The 18,620-nt window shown below is 71.1% G+C and carries 21 protein-coding genes; 10 read left to right on the top strand and 11 right to left on the bottom strand.

The features are described from left to right. Nucleotides 1–95: 95 nt before the first annotated feature. Nucleotides 96–992, bottom strand: coding sequence for an aryldialkylphosphatase (locus AB0L53_RS28735; RefSeq protein ID WP_364000020.1), 897 nt, complete (start codon nucleotides 990–992; stop codon nucleotides 96–98). Between the two features lie 175 nt (nucleotides 993–1,167). Between AB0L53_RS28735 and AB0L53_RS28730 the strand changes: the two genes are divergently transcribed. Then, nucleotides 1,168–1,623: a TIGR02611 family protein gene (locus AB0L53_RS28730; protein WP_357960017.1), complete on the top strand. Its 456-nt coding sequence runs from the start codon at nucleotides 1,168–1,170 to the stop codon at nucleotides 1,621–1,623. A gap of 55 nt (nucleotides 1,624–1,678) precedes the next feature. Then, on the top strand, nucleotides 1,679–2,650 hold the full coding sequence (locus AB0L53_RS28725; RefSeq protein WP_364000017.1) for a hypothetical protein: 972 nt from the start codon (nucleotides 1,679–1,681) through the stop codon (nucleotides 2,648–2,650). A gap of 6 nt (nucleotides 2,651–2,656) precedes the next feature. Here AB0L53_RS28725 and AB0L53_RS28720 read toward each other — a convergent pair whose 3' ends face one another. After that, nucleotides 2,657–2,977, bottom strand: coding sequence for a co-chaperone GroES (locus AB0L53_RS28720; RefSeq protein WP_219533268.1), 321 nt, complete (start codon nucleotides 2,975–2,977; stop codon nucleotides 2,657–2,659). Nucleotides 2,978–3,026: 49 nt separating this feature from the next. Beyond that, complete coding sequence (locus tag AB0L53_RS28715) at nucleotides 3,027–4,016, bottom strand: endonuclease/exonuclease/phosphatase family protein (protein ID WP_364000014.1); 990 nt, start codon at nucleotides 4,014–4,016, stop codon at nucleotides 3,027–3,029. Nucleotides 4,017–4,082: 66 nt separating this feature from the next. Between AB0L53_RS28715 and AB0L53_RS28710 the strand changes: the two genes are divergently transcribed. After that, nucleotides 4,083–5,336, top strand: a complete 1,254-nt coding sequence (locus AB0L53_RS28710) for an ArgE/DapE family deacylase (protein WP_364000011.1) — start codon at nucleotides 4,083–4,085, stop codon at nucleotides 5,334–5,336. A 110-nt stretch (nucleotides 5,337–5,446) separates the two neighbouring features. Here the strand turns inward: AB0L53_RS28710 and AB0L53_RS28705 are convergent, their stop codons facing one another. Next, on the bottom strand, nucleotides 5,447–5,761 hold the full coding sequence (locus tag AB0L53_RS28705) for a rhodanese-like domain-containing protein (RefSeq protein ID WP_357960031.1): 315 nt from the start codon (nucleotides 5,759–5,761) through the stop codon (nucleotides 5,447–5,449). A gap of 87 nt (nucleotides 5,762–5,848) precedes the next feature. Here AB0L53_RS28705 and AB0L53_RS28700 point away from each other — a divergent pair, with 87 nt between their 5' ends. Next, entirely contained in the window at nucleotides 5,849–6,430 is a 582-nt protein-coding gene (locus AB0L53_RS28700; protein WP_364000455.1) for a helix-turn-helix domain-containing protein, read from the top strand. A 29-nt stretch (nucleotides 6,431–6,459) separates the two neighbouring features. On the opposite strand, the gene AB0L53_RS28695 is transcribed toward AB0L53_RS28700, so the two are convergent. From AB0L53_RS28695 to AB0L53_RS28685, 3 genes are read right to left on the bottom strand one after another with little or no spacing between them, the layout of a single operon-like run. Beyond that, complete coding sequence (locus tag AB0L53_RS28695) at nucleotides 6,460–7,278, bottom strand: ABC transporter ATP-binding protein (protein ID WP_364000008.1); 819 nt, start codon at nucleotides 7,276–7,278, stop codon at nucleotides 6,460–6,462. A 51-nt stretch (nucleotides 7,279–7,329) separates the two neighbouring features. Next, nucleotides 7,330–8,337: an iron chelate uptake ABC transporter family permease subunit gene (locus AB0L53_RS28690; protein ID WP_364000005.1), complete on the bottom strand. Its 1,008-nt coding sequence runs from the start codon at nucleotides 8,335–8,337 to the stop codon at nucleotides 7,330–7,332. Then, a complete protein-coding gene (locus AB0L53_RS28685) occupies nucleotides 8,334–9,374 on the bottom strand; it encodes an iron chelate uptake ABC transporter family permease subunit (RefSeq protein WP_364000452.1) in 1,041 nt (346 codons plus the stop codon). Before AB0L53_RS28685 ends, AB0L53_RS28690 begins: the two co-directional genes overlap by 4 nt. Before the next feature lie 95 nt (nucleotides 9,375–9,469). On the opposite strand from AB0L53_RS28685, the gene AB0L53_RS28680 reads away from it, so the two are divergent. Beyond that, the gene (locus tag AB0L53_RS28680) at nucleotides 9,470–10,477 is read left to right on the top strand and encodes an ABC transporter substrate-binding protein (protein ID WP_364000002.1); all 1,008 of its coding nucleotides are present in this window, start codon (nucleotides 9,470–9,472) and stop codon (nucleotides 10,475–10,477) included. Here AB0L53_RS28680 and AB0L53_RS28675 read toward each other — a convergent pair. Together AB0L53_RS28675 and AB0L53_RS28670 are read right to left on the bottom strand one after the other, a co-directional pair. Next, nucleotides 10,461–12,881 (bottom strand): helicase-associated domain-containing protein, encoded by a 2,421-nt coding sequence (locus AB0L53_RS28675; RefSeq protein ID WP_363999999.1) that lies wholly within the window; start codon nucleotides 12,879–12,881, stop codon nucleotides 10,461–10,463. The two genes, AB0L53_RS28680 and AB0L53_RS28675, sit on opposite strands and share 17 nt — an antisense overlap. 79 nt (nucleotides 12,882–12,960) lie before the next feature. Next, complete coding sequence (locus AB0L53_RS28670; RefSeq protein ID WP_357960052.1) at nucleotides 12,961–13,467, bottom strand: ATP-binding protein; 507 nt, start codon at nucleotides 13,465–13,467, stop codon at nucleotides 12,961–12,963. Between the two features lie 221 nt (nucleotides 13,468–13,688). Between AB0L53_RS28670 and AB0L53_RS28665 the strand changes: the two genes are divergently transcribed. The 4 genes from AB0L53_RS28665 to AB0L53_RS28650 all read left to right on the top strand — a co-directional run bounded on the left by AB0L53_RS28665 (nucleotide 13,689) and on the right by AB0L53_RS28650 (nucleotide 15,892). Then, nucleotides 13,689–14,510, top strand: coding sequence for a helix-turn-helix transcriptional regulator (locus tag AB0L53_RS28665; protein ID WP_225299863.1), 822 nt, complete (start codon nucleotides 13,689–13,691; stop codon nucleotides 14,508–14,510). Beyond that, nucleotides 14,511–14,747 (top strand): DUF397 domain-containing protein, encoded by a 237-nt coding sequence (locus tag AB0L53_RS28660; protein WP_225299640.1) that lies wholly within the window; start codon nucleotides 14,511–14,513, stop codon nucleotides 14,745–14,747. An 87-nt stretch (nucleotides 14,748–14,834) separates the two neighbouring features. After that, nucleotides 14,835–15,086: a hypothetical protein gene (locus AB0L53_RS28655; protein ID WP_357960055.1), complete on the top strand. Its 252-nt coding sequence runs from the start codon at nucleotides 14,835–14,837 to the stop codon at nucleotides 15,084–15,086. A 47-nt stretch (nucleotides 15,087–15,133) separates the two neighbouring features. Next, nucleotides 15,134–15,892 (top strand): hypothetical protein, encoded by a 759-nt coding sequence (locus AB0L53_RS28650; protein ID WP_358448247.1) that lies wholly within the window; start codon nucleotides 15,134–15,136, stop codon nucleotides 15,890–15,892. A 20-nt stretch (nucleotides 15,893–15,912) separates the two neighbouring features. On the opposite strand, the gene AB0L53_RS28645 is transcribed toward AB0L53_RS28650, so the two are convergent. Continuing rightward, the gene (locus AB0L53_RS28645; protein WP_363999994.1) at nucleotides 15,913–16,497 is read right to left on the bottom strand and encodes a histidine phosphatase family protein; all 585 of its coding nucleotides are present in this window, start codon (nucleotides 16,495–16,497) and stop codon (nucleotides 15,913–15,915) included. 59 nt (nucleotides 16,498–16,556) lie between these two features. Between AB0L53_RS28645 and AB0L53_RS28640 the strand changes: the two genes are divergently transcribed. Then, the gene (locus AB0L53_RS28640) at nucleotides 16,557–17,522 is read left to right on the top strand and encodes a zinc-binding dehydrogenase (protein ID WP_363999991.1); all 966 of its coding nucleotides are present in this window, start codon (nucleotides 16,557–16,559) and stop codon (nucleotides 17,520–17,522) included. On the opposite strand, the gene AB0L53_RS28635 is transcribed toward AB0L53_RS28640, so the two are convergent. Beyond that, complete coding sequence (locus tag AB0L53_RS28635) at nucleotides 17,512–18,423, bottom strand: TIGR03621 family F420-dependent LLM class oxidoreductase (RefSeq protein ID WP_363999988.1); 912 nt, start codon at nucleotides 18,421–18,423, stop codon at nucleotides 17,512–17,514. The genes AB0L53_RS28640 and AB0L53_RS28635 overlap by 11 nt on opposite strands. Nucleotides 18,424–18,620: the final 197 nt, after the last annotated feature.

The raw sequence follows: 18,620 nt of genomic DNA, 5'->3' as shown, positions 1-18,620 counted from the left end.
GGTCAGCCGCCGTGGCAACCCCGGTCACCTGGGGCGCGGTTCGGGTCAAGCGACTCCGCCTGGAGCGCGGCCGGCCACCTGCAACGCCGTCCAGGTCAGGCGGCTCCGCTGGTGAGCCAGCGCAGCGGGTTGTCCCGGGTGACGAGGCGGATCGTGTCCTCGGTCACCCCGGACTCGCGCAGGCGCGGCAGCAGCGTGTGAAAGAGGTGCGCGTAGCCGGGCCCGCCGTACCGGTTGACCTGGGCGATCCGGCTCACGCCGGTGCTGAGCAGGAGGCGGTCGGCGTGGCCGTCCTCGATCAGGGCGAGTGCGATCCTGGCCGACTGGTCCGTGCCGAGGCTGAGTGAGCCCAGGCTGACGTACGCGCCGGCCTCGGCGATCTTGCGGGCGACGGCCGGGTCGCTGCCCGTGTAGCCCACGCTCACCCGGTCGCCGGACAGGCCCTCGGCGAGGAGGATCTCCAGCATCGCCAGCCCGTTGTGCCCGTACGTGGCCACGGGCAGGCGGGAGGCCAGCGCGGCGCGGGCGGCGGCGATGAGGCCGCGTTCTTCGGCCGGGGTGGGCTCGGTGCCGCAGCAGCCGGCCTGGCCGATCACGCCGGGGAACACGCCGATGTCGTCGAGGCCGTCGGAGATCTCGCTCATCAGCCGCTTCGTGAGCGTCTCGACGTCCGCGTCGCGGGGGCCGCTGAACGGTCCGGCGAACAGGCCGGTCGAGGCGATCACCGGAACCCGGCTGCCCATCGCGATCCGGGCCAGGGCGGCGGCGTCGCGGCCCATGCCCAGGCAGGTAAGATCGATGATCAAGCCGAGGTGGTCGGACTGGCGCACCTCGCGGAGTTCGGTGGTGACGGTCTGGTCCTCGTCGAGCCACCGATAGGGGTCGGAGTCGATGCCGGTCGCCCAGCGCATGTCGGTGCGCAGGTGCTCGCGGGGAAGGACGGCGCCGTCGATGGCGGTCGCGGGTACGGGACCGGTGACGGTACGAAGCATGGCCTCGGGCATAGGAGACGGTAACCGATTTTTGCCCGAAGTCGCCTATAAAAGCATGAAATTTTACGTTTTGAGCGGTTTGTCGATTTGGCGGGTTGTCGGGTTGGTAAGGCAACCTATTTCAGGGCCGCTGGGCCGTATCCTGGGGGGCACATCGACCGTGCGGGGGAGTACGTTGCCGATCCAGGACTCCGAGACCGGAGACGCCGACGCGATCAAGGATGAGTCGGCAGACCGTTCCAGCATGCCCGAGCGCCGGTCGGGCATCCACGGCTGGCTGGACGGCATCCGGTCCACCCGCGCGGGCGCGCTCACGCTGAAGATCGTCATCGGCGCCATCGGCGCGATCATGGTGGTGGGCGGCCTGATCATGGTGCCGTTCCCCGGGCCGGGCTGGCTGGTCGTGTTCGCGGGGCTGGCCGTGCTGGCCACCGAGTTCCACTGGGCGCGCCGGGCGCTGGAGTTCGGCAAGCGGGTGCTGCACGACTGGACCGAATGGTACAAACGGCAGGGCTGGACGGTCCGCGTCATCGTGCTCATCGTGACCGTGGCCGTCGCGGCCGTGATCGTCTACATCGGGCTCAGAACGCTCGGCATCGATCTGATCGCGCTGGCCCAGCGCGTTATCTAGACCGGGTCGTTATCGCTGCCGGAATTCGGGCCATCCGGTGCCTATTCTGCGGGGCGTGATCGCCCACATCGCCGTCGCCCTGTCGCTCGCCCTGCTCGCTCCGGCCTCGCCCGCCGGTACCGCAGACACTGCCGGTACCGCCGAGCTCCCGACCGCCCAAGCGGACGCACTGCCCCTTCCCGGCGTCAGTGTGAAATATCAGGAAAAAGCGGGTGATCCCGTACGGCTCAGCAGCTACGGCCTGGGCACCAAGAGCACCTACCTCAGGGCCAAGACCGGCAACACGTTCGCCAATCAGCCGACCCTGTCGGAGGCGGCGGTCTCACCCGACGCCGCCACGGTGGCCGGCGTCCCGAAGTCCTACCGGGCAGGCTACGACTCCCTCCTGCTCACCGACCGCGCCAGCGGCCAGACCAGGCGGGTGCGTACGGTCAAGAAACCCCTGGCCGCCTCGTACATCTCATGGTCGCGCGACGGCAAGCGGGTGGCGCTCACCGTCGAGCAGAAGTCCGGCGGGAAGTGGCGGACCGTCGGCTTCACCGTCGTCGACGTGGTGGCGGGCACCGCGCGTACGGTCCGCCCGGCCGGGCTCGACGGGGGCGCGGACTTCTGGTGGAGCCCCGGCGGCGACCTCGTCGCCAGGTTCGGCGGCGGCCTGCGGACCTACCGGGCCAGTGACGGCGCGGCCTTGCGCACGTTCGTGGGCGTCGGGCTGCCGACCGGGCCGGAGGACGCCTACTCGCCGTCGGGCGGCCGCCTGACCACGTGGTGCCCCACCCGCTTCAAGGAGCAGCTCTGCCTGGTGAACCCGGCCACGGGCAAGATCGCGAGCCGGGTGGCCGTCAGCCCCGAGATGCTCTGGGGCTGGTGGGACGACAGCCATGTCATCGCGGTCATGGCCCACCAGGGCGCCTACCGGCTGTCGGTGGTCGACCTGACGGGCAAGGTCACGCGGGTGCTGGCCGGTATCCCGTCCCAGACGTGGAAGGCGCGCCTCTGGATGACCTTCGCCCGGACCGCACGCTGACGGCGGCTACAGGTAGAGGCCGGTGCCGTGGTCGGTCTCCTGCGTGGCGACGGCGTGCAGGTCGCGCTCGCGCATGACGAGGTAGACCTGCGCGTGCAACTCCACCTCGAACTGGTCCTCCGGGTTGAGCAGCACCTTGTCGCCCACCTTGACCGCGCGTACGTTCGAGCCGACCCCGCAGACCTCGCCCCAGGCCAGCCGGTTGGCCATCTTGACCGTCGCGGGGATGACGATCCCGGAGCCGCTGCGCCGCTCCTCGGTCTCTTGCTCAAGCCGGATCATCACCCGGTCGTTGAGCATCTGGATCTCGAACTTGGGTGCTACCACGCGCTCAGTTTACGGTCATCCGGACTCCCGCGAACCGGCAATGGCGACGTCAGGGCAGTGTGAGCTCGGCGAAGACGGGCCGATGGTCGGTGTTGCCCAGGTACTCGACCGAGAACGCGCGTACCCCCATCCCGGCGGAGGCCAGCACATGGTCGATCACCACGCCGGGAGCCCGCCCGCCGCTGGGCCAGTACGTCGCGGTGAACCCCCGTCCGGTGGCGTCCGCAGCGTCGCGGTAGCCGGCGGCCAGCAGGTCGCGCATCGGTACGTGGTCGAGCGTGGCGTTGAAGTCGCCGGCGAGCACCCGCGCGGCCCCACCGCCACGAGGCAGCGCGACCAGCCCCTGCCGCCAGCAGGGCGTACGTCCCTCGTACTTGGGCGCGCACGGATGCACCGACACCACCTCGATCTTCGTCCCGCCCGGCTCCGCGAGCACCGCCCTGGCCTGCCCGAACGCCCCGAACTGGATGGCCGGCCCCGCCGTGAGCGGATAGCGCGAGTAGACGCCGGAGCCGCCCACACCGGGCAGCGCCCGGACCACGGCCTGCGGCAACACCTTGCGCAGACCCGCCCGGTCCAGGGCCGCCGCGGCCTTGGGGGTGAGCTCCTGCAGCGTCAGGACGTCCGGCCGGAGCCTGGCGACCAGGTCCATCAGCCCCGCAGTGTCGGCCGAGCCCACCATCAGGTTGGCCGCCAGCACCCGCAACGTCCGCCCGCCCGCGACCGACTCGCCGTCCGCGACCGGCCCGCCGCCCGCGACCGGCCCGCCGCCCGCCACCGGCTCTCCGTCGGCGAACCAGCGAGGCAGTACGGCCAGCGCCAGGGCCGCCACGGTGACGAGCGCGACCGCCCCGGCGACCCACCGCCGCAGCGCCCCGGCCAGGACGAGGGCGAGTACGGAGGCCGCCGCGGCGTACGGCGTGAACGCCACGATCGGCACCCACGGCCACAACCCGTCGTACGGACTCACCCGCAGCGCCGCCCACACCGCGAGCGGAGTCACCACCAACCACACCAGAACGCTCACCAAAGTTCGCACCCGCACCTCCTCCCATGTATCGCCACGAATCATCACAGAGGTTCACGCCATGAGATGGTGGGCTCCATGCGCGACGCGGAAGCCAGGGTCCTCCAGGCCATCGACGACACCGACACCGTGAACCTGCTGGCCGAGACCGTCAGAGTGCCCAGCGTGACGGGGACCGACGCGGAGTCCGAGTTGCAGCACCGCGTCGCCCGCGTGCTCACCGAGGCCGATCTGGACGTGGACGTCTGGAAGCTGGACCTCGACGACCTCGGCCGCCGCGCGGGCTTCCCCGGCACCGAGGCGCCCCGGGCCGAGGGCTACGGCGTGGTGGCCGTGACCGGCGGCGAAGGCACGCCGGCACTGGCCCTGCAGGGCCACGTCGACGTCGTGCCCATCGGCGACCCGGCCCAGTGGGCGGGGCACGACCCGTTCGCCGCCAGGATCACCGGCGACACCCTGCACGGTCGCGGCGCCTGCGACATGAAGGCCGGGCTGGTGGCCAACCTCGCCGTCGTCCGCGCGCTCAAGAAGGCCGGGGTACGGCTGGCCCGCCCGCTTGCTGTGCACTGCGTGATCAGCGAGGAGGACGGCGGCCTCGGCGCGTTCGCCACGCTGGCCAGGGGCCACACGGCGGAGGCGGCGGTCATCACCGAGCCCACCAGTGGCGCCGTCATCACGGCCAACGCGGGGGCGCTGACGTTCCGGCTGGAGGTGGTGGGCCGGGCCGCGCACGGGGCCACCCGGTACGAGGGGGTCAACGCGGTCGAGGTGTTCTGGCCGGTGTTCGAGGCGATCCGGCGACTGGAGGCCGAGCGCAACCGTGACGTGCCGGCCGTCTTCGCCGGGAACGCGATGCCGTACCCGATCGAGGTCGGCACCGTGCGGGCGGGCGACTGGGCCAGCAGCGTGCCCGACCTGCTCGTCGCGGAGGGCCGGATGGGCGTCCGGCTCGACGAGGACCCGGCGGCGGCGCGGGCCGCGTTCGAGGAGGCGGTGCTGACGGTCGCGCACCCGTGGCTGCGCGACCACCCACCGGCGATCACCTGGCCGGGCGGCCAGTTCGCCAGCGGGCGGCTGCCCGAGGCGCACCCGCTGCTGGCGGAGGTGACCGGGGCCATCGCCGACACGACGGGCGCGCGGCCGATGGAGAAGGCCGCGCCGTACGGGAGCGACCTGCGGCTCTACGCGGCCGGCGGGATCCCGGCGCTGCACTACGGCCCCGGCGACGTACGGTACGCGCACGCCCCCAGGGAGCAGGTCGAGCTGCGGGAGCTGCGCGAGGTCACACGAGCGCTGGCAACGCTCGTGGTGCGCCGTTGCGGAACACTTTGAGCAGCGCCCCCGGGCCCATCAGCGACGGCGGCGCGTCCATCAGGTTCGATACGCGGAGGAAGTGCCTGGCCAGGTCCGCGTCGTGCGCCGCCGCGTGGAAGCGGGATGTTCTACGAGGACTCCACCGGCAGGCCCGCCGTCACCCAGTCCTCGATCCCCTCGACGTACCTGCGCACGTTCGTGTAGCCAAGGGAGGTCAGGCGGCGGGCGACGGCCTTGCTGTTGTTGCAGGCCGGGTTCGAGCAATAGGTGACGATCGGCGCGTCCTTGTCGGGCAGCAGCGCGGGCGCGCGCTCGACGACCTCGCTCTCGACCAGCGCGATGGCCCCCGGCAGGTGCTGCTGTTCGTAGTAAGCGCCGCCGAGCGTGTCGAGCACGGTGACCGTGCCGAGTGCCGCTCGGAGCTCGTCGCGGGTGATGGTCATTGTGGCCTCCGGTCCAAATGGACTACAGTCCGGTTTGTGGATGGCTCGAAAGCTAACGGACCGCGGTCCGGTTCGTCAAGACAGAGACTGGAACTGCTTCGCGCGGGCCCGGTCAACGAACGTGCGGACGCGGCGCGCAACAGGGAGAAGGTCCTTGCCGCCGCGGCCAGGCTGTTCGCTGAGAAGGGTGTCGAAGCGGTCTCCATGGATGCGATAGCGACGGAGGCCGGGGTGGGGAAGGGCACGTTGTTCCGCAGATTCGGGGATAAATCGGGGCTGGCGGTGGCGTTGCTCGACGAGCGCGAGCGGGTGCTGCAGGAACGCATCCTGTCCGGCCCGCCGCCGCTGGGCCCCGGTGCGCCCGCGCGCGACCGGCTCACCGCCTTCGTCGACGCCTATCTGGACTACCTGTTCGCCCACCTCGACCTGGTACGCATGTCCGAGACGGCCAGTCCGGGCGCCCGCTACCGGATCGGCGCCTACCGCTTCTGGCACCGCCACGCGGCCATCCTGCTGGCGGCCTCGCGCCCGGGGTCCGACGCGGACGTCCTGTCCCACGCGCTGCTGGCGGCGACCGCCGCGGAGGTGGCGGGCGTGCTCAGGCAGGAGTACGGCGAGGCTCGCGCCCGCGACGCGATCACCGCCCTGGTCGGGGCCCTGGTGGGGTGAGAGCGGGATGAGAGGGGCGAGCCGGTGGATCAGGCCGTCGTTCTCACCTGGCGGCGTGCCTCCGGGATGATGAGCGGAGTGCCCGACTGAGGGTCTTCGATGATCTCGCAGCGCAGGTCGAACACCTGGGCGACCAGGTCGGGCGTGATGATCCCGGCCGGTTCGCCCTCGGCCACGATGGCGCCGTCGCGCATGACGATGAGGTGAGTGGCGTAGCGGCACGCCTGGTTGAGGTCGTGCAGGACCGCTACCATCGTGCGTCCGGCCTCGTGCAGGTCGGCGCAGAGGTCCAGCACCTCGATCTGGTGGGAGATGTCGAGGAACGTCGTCGGCTCGTCGAGCAGCAGGATCGGCGTCTCCTGGGCCAGCGCCATGGCCAGCCACACGCGCTGCCGCTGGCCGCCGGACAGCTCGTCCACGATCCGGTCGGCCAGTTCGGACACGTCGGTGGCGCGCATCGCCTCGGTCACCGCGACCTCGTCCGCGCGTGACCACTGCCGCATCAGCTTCTGGTGCGGGTAGCGGCCGCGGGCCACCAGGTCCGTCACGGTGATGCCGTCGGGCACGATCGAGCTCTGCGGCAGCAGGCCGAGTCGCCTGGCCACCTCCTTCGACGGCAGCGAGGTGATCACGCTGCCGTCGAGGTGGACCGCGCCCTTCCTGGGCTTGAGCATTCTGGCCAGGGCGCGCAGGAGGGTGGACTTGCCACAGGCGTTCGGGCCGATGATCACGGTGAACGACTCGTCGGGGATCGTCACGTCCAGCTCGGCCGCCACGACGCGCTGGTCGTAGGCGAGGGTGAGGTCGCTGCCCGACAGCCGGGCGGACTCGGACTGGGGGAGTGCCATCAGTGGCGGTCCTTTCGCGCGGGCATCAGTGTCGGGCTTTTCGGAGGAGCATCAGTGGCGGTCCCTTCGGAGGAGCAGGGCGAGGTAGGCGCCGCCGATCGCGGCCGTGAGCACGCCGACGGGCAGCTGTGTGGGGGCGAGTGCGCGCTGGGCCGCCAGATCGGCGCCGGTCAGCAGGACGGCGCCCATGAGCGCCGAAGCTCCCATTGTCACGCCGGGCGACCGGGTCAGCCGCCTGGCCAGCTGCGGAGCCGCCAGGGCGACGAAGATGACCGGCCCGGCGGCGGCCGTGGCGACCGCGCAGAGCAGTACGCCCACGGTGATGGCCGTGGCCCGTACGGCCTCGACCCTGATGCCCATGGCCCGCGCCGAGTCGTCGCCCATCTCCAGCATCCGCATCGGCCGCGACACGGCGGCGCAGACCGGGAGCAGCACCGCGAGCGCCACCGCCACCGGGATCGCGTGGTCCCAGCCGCGCCCGCTGAGGCTGCCCGTGAGCCACGCGCCCGCGGTCGCGGCGTCGTTGATGTTGGCCCTGGTCAGCAGGTAGGAGTTGGCGGACAGGAGCAGCGCGTTCGCGCCGATCCCGACGAGGACCAGCCGGTAGCCCTGCACGCCCCCGCGATGGGCCAGCGCGTACACCAGCACGGCGGTCCCGACGCAGCCCGCCAGCGCGCCGCCCGCGATCTGCAGCGCCGTGCCGCCCGCGATCACGCCGAGGATGCCGCCCGTGGAGGCGCCGGCGGTGAAGCCGATGAAGTCGGGGCTGCCGAGCGGGTTCCTGGTCAGGCTCTGGAAGATCGCGCCGCTCAGGCCGAACGCCGCGCCCACCAGCAGCCCGGTGACCACCCGGGGCGCGCGCAGCTTGCTCACGATCAGCTCGGCGACGGGCGTGCCCTGGCCGAACAGCGCGCTCAGCACATCGGGTACGGACACGGTGAACTCGCCGGTCGAGATCGCCGCCACGGTCACGGCGAACGCGATCAGGACGAGGACCAGGGCGACGACGAGGGCCCGCGGCGCCAGCCGTACGGACCAGGGACCGAGACGGATGCTCATAGCGCGGTCAGCCTCCTGCGCCTGGCCATCAGGATGAAGATCGGCGCGCCGACCACGGCGCACATGATGCCCACCTGCACCTCGCCGGGCCGGGCGATGAGCCGCCCGGCCACGTCCGCCGCCAGCAGCAGCGCCGGCGCGGCCAGCACCGTGTACGGCAGCACCCACCGCTGATCCTGACCCACCACCGCGCGTACGGCGTGCGGCACGGCCAGCCCGACGAACCACAGCGGCCCGGCCGCGGCCGTGGCGGAGCCGCACAGCAGCGTGACCGACACGGCCGTGAGGACCCGGGTGCGGGTGACGGCCACGCCCAGGGCCTTGCCGGCGTCGTCGCCCAGCGCCAGCATGTTCAGCGGCCTTGCCAGCAGCAGCCCCACCACCAGGCCGACGACCATGAAGGGCGCGATCCGCAGCAGTACGTCGGAGGTCTGCCCGGCCAGCGAGCCGGTGAGCCAGAACCGCATCCGGTCGAACGTCTGCGGGTCCATGCGCAGGATGGCCGAGGCCACCGCCGTGAACACCATGCCCACGGCGATGCCGGCCAGCGCCAGGCGTACCGGACCGGCGCCTGAGCGGCCGGCCGAGCCCAGTGCGTAGACGACGACGGAGGCCACGGCGGCGCCGCCGAAGGCGAACCACACGTAGACGGCCGGGTCCGTGAGCCCGAACAGCCCGAGCGCGAGGGTGACGCCCAGCGCGGCACCTTCGTTGATGCCGAGCAGGCCCGGATCGGCCAGCGGGTTGCGGGTCAGGCTCTGCATCAGTGCTCCCGCCAGCCCGAGCGCGGCCCCCACGCCGATGCCCAGGAGGGTTCGCGGGACGCGCAGCTCGCGGACGACCGTGTGGTCGCCGGACCCGTTGGGGGCGGTCAGCGCGTCCAGCACCGTGGACAGCGGCACCGACCGCGCGCCCAGCGCCACGCTGGCCATCGCCACCAGCACCAGCACGCCGAACACGACCACCAGCCCACCGGCCAGCGCCGCCGGACGCCCCCGGGACGCCTCGGGCTCGACATCGGCCGGGCGCTCTTTCACCGCGGGCAACCCGCACCCCTTTCGTCACGGTCACATTTAGGCGAGGCTAAGGTAAAGCCCCACAACCAAGGCAAGCCTAACCTTAGGAGATGGACATGTCGGGACCGGTACTGCCTCGCAGGGGCTTTTTCGCGGCCACGGCGGGCGTCGCGGCGGCCCTGACGCTGGCGGCCTGCGGCGACGAGGGCGCCGCCATCAAGGCGGCCCCGACCGGCGCGTCGGGCGCGGCCGGCGCGTGGACGTTCACCGACGACCGGGACAAGAAGCTCAGCCTGCCCAAGCGCCCCACCCGGGTGGTCGCCCAAGTCGGCGCCGCGGCGGCGCTGTGGGACTTCGGCGTGCGCCCGGTCGGCGTCTTCGGCCCGCACAAGCTCAAGGACGGCGCCAGGGACCCCCAGGTGGGCAACGTCGACATCGCCAAGGTCACGGGGCTGGGCAACGTCTGGGACGAGTTCAACGTGGAGCAGTACATCGCGCTCCAGCCCGACCTGCTGGTCAGCAGCATGTACATCAAGGGCACGCTCTGGTACGTACCGGAGAAGTCGAAGGCCACGATCGAGCAGGTCGCCCCGACGGCCGGCATCATGCTCACCGGGCGCAGTGCCATGGAGGTGATCGGCAAGTACGAGGAGCTGGCCACGTCGCTGGGCGCAGACCTACAGGGGGTGCCGGAGGCCAAGGCCCGGCTGGCGGCGGCCAGCAAAGAGCTGGCCGCGTTCAAGGATCTCAAGATCCTCATGGTCTCGGCGGGCCCCGACGCCATGTGGGTGGTGAACCCGCCGGAGTATCCGGACATCGTGCACCTCACCCAGAACGGCCTGACCGTCGTCACGCCCGCCAAGATCGACGAGGGCGGCTTCTTCCAGACGCTGAGCTGGGAGAACGCCGACACCTACGACGCCGACGTCATCCTCTACGACACCCGCACCCAGTCGCTCAAGCCCGCCGAGATGATGAAGAAGCCCACCTTCGCCAAGCTGCCCGCCGTCAAGGCCGGGCAGCTCTACCCGTGGAGCGCCGAGGCCCCCTACAGCTACCAGGGCTACGCCGACTTCGTGGAGGGCCTCGTGGCCAACCTGAAGAAGGCTAATAAGCTCCCGTGACCTCGACGATCTCGGCCAGCGGGAACTCCAGGTAGTCGCCGGCCTCCTCGCACCAGGCGTCGAGGGCGCCGCCCTTGAGCTCGCCGTGGCTGATCGTCGCGGTCAGGCCGTCGGTCAGCGTGATGCCGGCCCGCACGCCCCGGTCCACGACGAAGCCCAGCAGCGACTGCTGCGCCGTGGGCAGCCTGGTCGCCATCCGGCCGATGACGGCCCAGGTGCGCCCGGCGCGGTCGTTCGCCGCCCGGCTGGCGGTGATCAGGCGGGCGGCGTGCTCGTGCGGGTCGGGGATCGGGTCGGCGATGATGTGCGGGATCGCCTCGGCCCCGCCGATCGCCGCCAGCTCCGACAGCTCGGCCACCTGGCCGCCGGGCAGCAGGATGAGCTTGCCGTTGCGGGGCTCCTCGACGCGGGTGCGGCGGATCGTGATCTCGCCGCCGTCGGCGACGGGGACGGGGGAGTAGCCGTGCTCGCGCAGCGCGGCGAGTGTCCGCTCGGCGCCCGCCGAGCTCACCAGTACGGTGGGCGCGAGCAGCCGCAGGCCGAGCCGGCTCAGCCGCCGGTGAGCGGCGATCTCGGCGAGCAGGGTCGGGTCGGAGGCCTGCACCACGCAGCCCACCGTGGTCACCGTCACCTCGCCGTGCCTGCGGGCCACGTCGCGTACGAGGTATTCGAGCGGCTGCGGGATGGTGCCGACGCCGGACAGCTCCTCCAGCAGCTCGTCGGCCTCGTAGCCGTGGTCCAGCGCGCGGCGCACGCTCTCGGTGGTGAACCGCCACACCGAGGCCGCGCCCCGCGACTCCCGCTCGGCCACCCGGTCGAGCAGCGCGGCCAGCTCGGCCGACGGCGGTCCCGTCACCACCGCGGTCAGGTCGGGGCCGAACAGCGCGCTCCTGCGTACGCTGGCCAGCGCCCTGGTCGCCGCCTCCGCGAGCATCGGGTCGTGCTCGACCAGCGGCACCGCGTCGTCGCTCTCCTCGCCCGCCTTGGCGGCCAGCCCGGCCAGCGCCCTGCCCAGGTCGGTCAGCGAGTCGTTGGCCAGCAGGCCGAGCAGCCGCGCCTCGACGAGCACCGCGGAGGCGCACTCGGCCAGCAGGTCCTGCTCGAGCATCGGGGAGTGCCAGTGGACGTTGCGGACCAGGCCGGCGCGATCGGCGAAGGCGGTGCCGGCCGGCAGGTGGGACAGGACCGACAGCACCGCCCGGCGCACGCGCGCCACGGCGGCGCCCGATTGATCGTCGCCCAGCACGGTGCCGTACTTGCCGTCGATCTTGCGCAGTGACGAGCGCTCCATGCGCCACCAGGCCGACAGCAGCACCCGCAGCCTGGCCGAGCCCTCGTCGAGCCGCCAGCGGTCGAACCGCTCGGTGGGGATCATGCCGCCGGACGGCTCGTCCCAGGCCAGCAGCCTGGCCACGGTGCAGATCTCCAGCAGCAGCCGGGTCTCGTCCTCGTCGCAGCCGGTCTCCTTGGCCATCCTGCGTACCTCGCGTACGCCCACGCCACCGGTCTTGAGCAGCGGCAGCGGCGTCTTGGAGGCGTTGTCGAGGAGTGCCGCGCACCGTTCCACCACGTGCGGAGCGGCCAGCGTCATCAGGTGGTCGACCTCTTCCGGGTCGATCGGGATGGTGGCCACCTCGGGCGGTTCGGGGGTGAAGGGCGGGTGGTAGTCGCTACCGCGCAGGCCGAGCGCCACCTCGCGGGGCATCTCGGCCACGTGCCAGCTCGGCCGGTAGAGGAGCCCGTGGTCGGCGGACCACTTCTCCGGCGTGCCGGGCATGACGAACCGGCCGCCGTCGACGTCGCGTACGGGGCCCTCCCAGGCGAAGCTGTCCAGCAGCCGGATCGTGCCCTCGGGGGCGGTGCGCAGCAGCGCGTCGAGCCGGGCCCGGTCGCCGAGCACCTCGCTGGCCCGGCTGACCGTGCGGCGCTTGTTGCCGTCGGGCGGGAGCCCCAGGTTTCTGGCGAGCGAGCGCAGCGTGTCGTTGCTGATCGTCCAGGAGTTGAGGTAGTGGTCGAGCGGCTCGCCCAGGCCGAGGGGCGCGGTCCACCACCGCGACACGGGCTCGGCCAGGCGGATGACGCCCTTGCCGTCGGGCCAGGCCAGCGCGTGGTCATGCAGGAGGTCGAGCCAGGGGGTCAGCTCCTCGGCCGGCACGCCGAGGAAGGCCGCCAGCCGCTCGGGAGTGGCGTGCCGCACGACCAGGCACGCCTGAGCCAGCTCAAGGCAGGGAAGAGGCAGGCCGCGCAGGGCCTCCATCACGGCGAATCCGTTGCCGAGCCGTTGGGCAAGGGTGTCGAGCCGCCGCGGCCAGGGGGCCGCGATAGCGTCGGGCCGGGTCGCCAGGATGCGGCCCAGCCTGTCTTCGTCAAGTGTTCGTAGCCAGCCGAGCAGGTGATCATCCATCTGTCAGCACTCTCATGGGGTCGCACGCAGGGACTCACCGTGAGCCATAAGCATCCACGGTAATGCAGATCACCCCCGGTCAGGAGAGGACTGCCCAGACGATCTTCCCGTGGGGCGCGAGTGCGGACCAGCCCCATCGGTGGCTGAGCGATTCGACGATGTGGAGTCCGAGGCCGCCGGTGTCGAGAGGGCCAGGGTATCTCAGCACGGGCACCGATGAGCCTGGATCGGTGAAGGCGCTGGTAACCAGCGCGCCGCGGCGCACCAGGGACATGTGGACCGGGCGGTGGCAATGCGGCTCGGCCAGGCGTAATCCGTGTCGCAGCGCGTTGGTGGCCAGTTCGGAGACCACCAGCTCCATGTTCTCGATCAGCTCGCCGAGGCCCCATCCCGTCAGGGTGCCGTTGGTGAAGCTGCGGACGGAGTGGATCGAGGACGCCGTGGGCGGGAGGACGAACGTGGCGCTCGAGGCCGGGCCTGGGACCAGCAGGTCACGCGCGGCCTCCGGCCACCACCCGACCGGGGGCCACCAGTCGAACGTGGTCCACGAGCCCTGCGTCGCCGTGGTGGATTGCACGTTGATCATTCTGGAGCAAACTCTCGTGCAGGTGCAAGAGCGAATGCACGTGCAGACACCGTGTGCAAGCGCTACCGTTGCCCCAAAAGGTCAATCAGTGGGAAAGGGGATCTTGTCCGCGGCATATGATCTTTCGGCCGTGGAGTGACAGACTGTGTGCTAAGGAAACGACCAAGGAGCAGCACGTGTCCCTCGATCCGCCCGGTTCAGGTTCGACCGTTCGGCGCATCATGCTTGGCGCCAGTTTGCGGCGGCTGCGTGAAGCCAGCGAGCTCACCCGCGACCAGGCCGGATTCCACATCCGGGCGTCCGAGTCGAAGATCAGCCGTATGGAACTCGGTCGCGTCGGATTCAAGACACGCGATGTGGAGGACCTGCTCACCCTGTACGGCGTCGTCGACGACGCCGAGCGCCGTGCCCTGCTGGAGATGGTCCGCGAAGCCAACACCCCCGGGTGGTGGCACAAGTATTCAGCCGTTCTGCCCGCGTGGTTCACCACGTACGTGGGGCTAGAGGAAGCAGCCAGCGTGATCCGTACCTATGAGGTGCAGTTCGTGCCTGGTCTGTTGCAGACGGCCGCATACGCACGCGCGGTATACCAACTCGGCAACCCCGATGAGACCCCTGGGCAGATCGAGCGCCGCGTGCATCTGCGCATGCAGCGACAAGAGCGCTTCACGCAGAAGGACGGCCCGCGGCTGTGGGCGGTCATCGACGAAGCGACCCTCAAGAGGACCATCGGCGGGCGGGAGGTCATGTCCGAGCAGCTTCAGCACTTGCTGGAAGTCGCTGCCCTTCCCAATATCACCATTCAGGTGATGCCCTTCAGATATGGCATGCACGCCGCTGAAGGTGGCGCGTTCAGCATCTTGCGATTTCCCGAGTCCGACTTGTCGGACGTTGTCTATGTCGAGCAGCTCTGGGGTGCCCTGTACCTGGACAAGCGTGAGGACATCGATCCATATCTCACGGCTATGGAGCAGTTATGCGTGGAGAGCACCACGCCAGGGGGCACCGTCGAGCTCATCGGCGGTCTTCTCAGAAAGATGTAGATGAAGCAGACCTACAACGGCATGCCCGCGACCGACCTGCAGCAGGTCGCCTGGCGCAAGAGCCACTACAGCAACTCACAGGGGAACTGCGTCGAACTCGCGAAGCTCCCCGACGGCGGGGTGGCGGTGCGCAACTCGCGCTTCCCCGATGGCCCGGCCCTGATCTACACCCGCGACGAGATCCGAGCCCTCGTGCTCGGAGTGAAGGATGGGGAGTTCGACGGTCTCCTGGTGTAACAGGCTGTTAACCTCCGGCGGGCCCCCTTAACGGGGGCGCGCCGGAGGTGTAACCGCCCCGCCTCCTGCGGACTCCATGATCAGCACATGCTCGACCAGATGACCCTTTATCCGATCGCCGACGACGTGCTCTTCGCACCCGGCGGCAAGGTCGTGATCCGCACCTACGGCGTCGCGCCCTCCGGCGCTGCCGTTTCCTATCGCACGTGGGTCACGGGACTCCGTGACCAGCCGCGCTACTGGCACTGGGGACACTTCGAGGACGCCACCTCCGGGCACCGCAGGGTGCTGGAGTGGCTGACGGGGAGAGGGCCGCAGCCTACCCAAGCGGTCGCTTGATCAGCTAGGGTTGAGGCCGAGCAATCGCTTGGTCAAAGGAGCCCGGGATGCGGCGTGGAATCTACCTTCTCGAAGAGGTCGACTTCCGGCCGATGAACTCCCGGCGCCCGATGGAGTACCTCACCTGGCTGACCCGCTACAAGCGCGAGGACGAGGCCCGCCAGGCGCCCACGCTGACCTCCGGCATGTCCATCAGGTCCCGCGAGATCGACCTGGCCGGCGCCTTCTACGCCGTAGGCATCACCGGGCACCCGCAGTTCAAGGCGGTCACGCTGTGGGACTGCCACGGCGGCTGGGACGGCGGCTGGCGCCAGATGATGGAGATCTACCGAGGGGTGGACGACCGTCTGTTCCTGTCCGACATCGACGACCTGCGCTTCTCCGCCTTCTCTCGCCCGCTCGGCGCCGTGCCGGGCTGCCCGGACCTGAGCGAGGTGGCCACCGCCGAGTTCTACGTGTTCGAGAGCGCCCGCGTACGACCCGGCGCCGCCCTCGACTACCTGGAGGCGGTCCGCACCGAACGCGCCCCGCTGCTGGCCGAGCACGGGCATCACCTGGTCGGCCTGTACGAGGTGCTGTTCTGCGACACCGAGGCCGTCACGGTCTGGGGCGTGTCGCTCGACGACCACCTGCGCACGCAGCGGGCCCGGGACGCCGCCCTCGGGCTGGACGACGAGGTGCCGCCGGACCCGCGCCTGCTCGACTGGGCCAAGCGGGCCCGCGACTTCCTCGACGGGCCGTGGCGCGAGACCCTCCTGTCGCCCTTCCCCGGCAGCCGTCTGGCGCCCGGAGGCACATCGGGTTAGCGTCGGGCTGCTCGCCGGGGTCAGGAGACCGGTGCGTTCCAGGTCGTCACCACGGGTTCGGCGTGTTCGTAGCCCAGCCGTGAGTACGTGCCGGTGTCGAGCTTGAACAGGCGGCCGTCGGTGGGTGGCAGGTCCAGCCAGCGGGCCGTCAGCACGCGCAGGAAGTGTCCGTGCGCCACCAGCGCCACCCGCCCCTCGGCCGCCTTCGCCCTGGCGATCACCCGGTCGGCGCGCGCGCCCACGTCGGTCGCGCTCTCCCCGGGATGCTCGGCGTCGCCGGGGGTCACGCCGTCACGCCACAGGTACCAGCCCGGCCGGGTCTCCCGGATCTCGGGCGTGGTGATCCCCTCGTAGCCGCCGTAGTCCCACTCCCACAGATCCGCGTCCACCTCGTACGCCTCCAGCCCGGCCAACTCCGCCGTCCGGCGGGCCCGCTGGGCGGGGGACACCAGCACCAGGTCGAACGTCATCTCCTTGACCAGCGGCGCCAGCGCTCGCGCCTGTTCCTCGCCCTCGGGCAGCAACGGCACATCGGTGCGGCCCGTGTGCTTGCCCGCCTTGCTCCACTCTGTAGCGCCGTGCCTGAGCAACACCATCTCGTCCATGACTTCCATCATCCGGCACGGTTGACCTCAACCGTGGTTCAGGTAGCAGGCTGGGCGGCATGCACGCGATAAAGCTCTATTCCTACGGTCCTGCCGAGAACCTCCGCTATGAGTCCGTCCCCGATCCCTTGCCGGGCCCCGGCGAGATCCGCATCGCCGTACACGCCGTCGGTGTGCACTTCATCGAGACCCTGTTCAGGCGGGGCATCCCGATCGGCCCGCACCCTGCGCCCGACCTGCCCACGACGTTCGGCCAACAGGTGGCGGGGGTGGTGGAGTCGGTCGGTGAGGGCGTCGGCTCCGACCTGCTGGGCAGTCGCGTGGTGACCAGCGAGGTGACCTCGGGCGGCTACGCCTCGCTCGCCGTCGCACCCGCCGCCGGTCTGACGATGCTGCCCGACGGGCTGGAGTACGGGGCGGCGGTCGCCATGCACTCGACCGGCGCCACCACGCTGGGACTGCTGGAGCTCGCACCCGTGACGGCCTCGGACGTCGTGCTGGTCATGGCCGCCGCCGGGGGGATCGGTACGCTGCTCGTCCAGCACGCCCACCGGGTGGGCGCGACGGTCGTCGGAGCTGCGGGCGGTCCCGCCAAGACGGCCCGGGTCCGCTCGCTGGGCGCCGACCTGGCGGTCGACTACAGCACACCCGGCTGGACGGACGTCGTACGGGAGTCGGCCGGCGACGTCACGATCGTCTTCGACGGGGTCGGCGGCGAACTCGGCAGATCCGCCTTCGAACTCCTTGAGGGTGGGCGGCAGGTCGTGTTCGGGCAGGCGTCGGGGGAGTGGTTCCATCCTGAGGAGGCCGAACTGAAGGCCCGCGGCGTGACCTCGTGCGACGGCATCGGCTACCTGCTCGGCCGCCAGGGCGGCATGGACGATCTGCGGGACCGAGCGCTGGAGGCGGCGGCGAGCGGCGAGCTCACGCCCGCCGTCCAGTCCTTCCCGCTGGAGCGGGCCGCGGCCGCCCATGCGGCGCTGGAGAGCAGGAACACCATGGGCAAGGTGATCCTCATCCCTTAGCGAGTTCCTCGACGATCGGGGTGAAGGCGTCGAGGTCGCGCTCGTGGTGCACCACGAAATACGAAATATCATGCTCATCCCGCCAGTAGCGGAGCTTGTCGACGATGTCGTGGTGAGTGCCGAGGAGTACCTGCGGTGTCTCGTCCAGCTGTGAGGTGTCGGCGGCGCTCCAGGTCTCCTCCGGCTTGCGCACGCCCACCTGCACCACGCTCGTGCCCAGCTCCAGCCGGTCGTAGCGGTCGCCGGCGGCCGCGCGTACCGTCCGCAGCTTGTCCATGAACGCCTGCCGCCCGCCGTCGTTCCCGTCGGGCCCGGTGCCGTCGGCGCGTACCCGCATCCCCAGGTTCACCACGTCGGCCTCCCGGGCGGCCAGCCGCAGCATCCGCGGCCCGCCGCCGCCCAGCAGCAGCCGCGGGTGCGGCCGCCGTACGGGCTTGGGCTGCTGGTCGAGCGCCCGGATCTGGTAGTGCGCCCCGTCGAAGGTGTACGGCCCGTCGCCCCACAGCCCCTTCAGCACGGCCACGGCCTCGGCCAGCCGGTCCACCCGCACCCCGGGCGGCTCGAACGGCAGGCCGGCCCGCTGGTAGTCCTCGGCCATCCAGCCGGTCCCGAGCCCCACGTCGAGCCGCCCGTCGGACAGCACGTCGAGGGTCGCCGTCTCCTTGGCCAGCACGGCCGGATGCCGGAAGTCGTTCGCGAACACGAGGGTCCCCACCCGAAGCCGCGTCGTCACGCTCGCGGCGGCGGCCAGCGCCGCCACGGGGGCGAATCGCGGGCCGACCAGGTGGTCGGGCACGAGCAGCACGTCGAACCCGGCACTCTCCAGCCGCCTGGCCTTGTCCGCCCACGCCTTGCCCGACTCCGCCTGCCGCACCACCGCCCCGAACCTGAACCGCCGCACGTGCTTCTCCTCGCTTGAGCAAGCGCTTGTGTACGTACGCCTGCCAGCTTAGAGGCGATCACGCCGCGAAACCACGGAGATGGTCAACTATGCGCACGTAACGGCGCCCGGCCATGTGCGGGTTCAGCGGCCGTTTTCCTGGAGGCCCTCAGCCATGTGCGGCGGGTGGCGGGTGGGGCGGCTGTGCCGTACAGGAA

This window comes from Nonomuraea sp. NPDC052129 (assembly GCF_040680095.1).
Lineage (GTDB): Bacteria > Actinomycetota > Actinomycetes > Streptosporangiales > Streptosporangiaceae > Nonomuraea.
The sequence above is the reverse complement of the archived record's forward strand: the minus strand, read 5'-3'. Positions and strand labels throughout refer to the sequence as shown.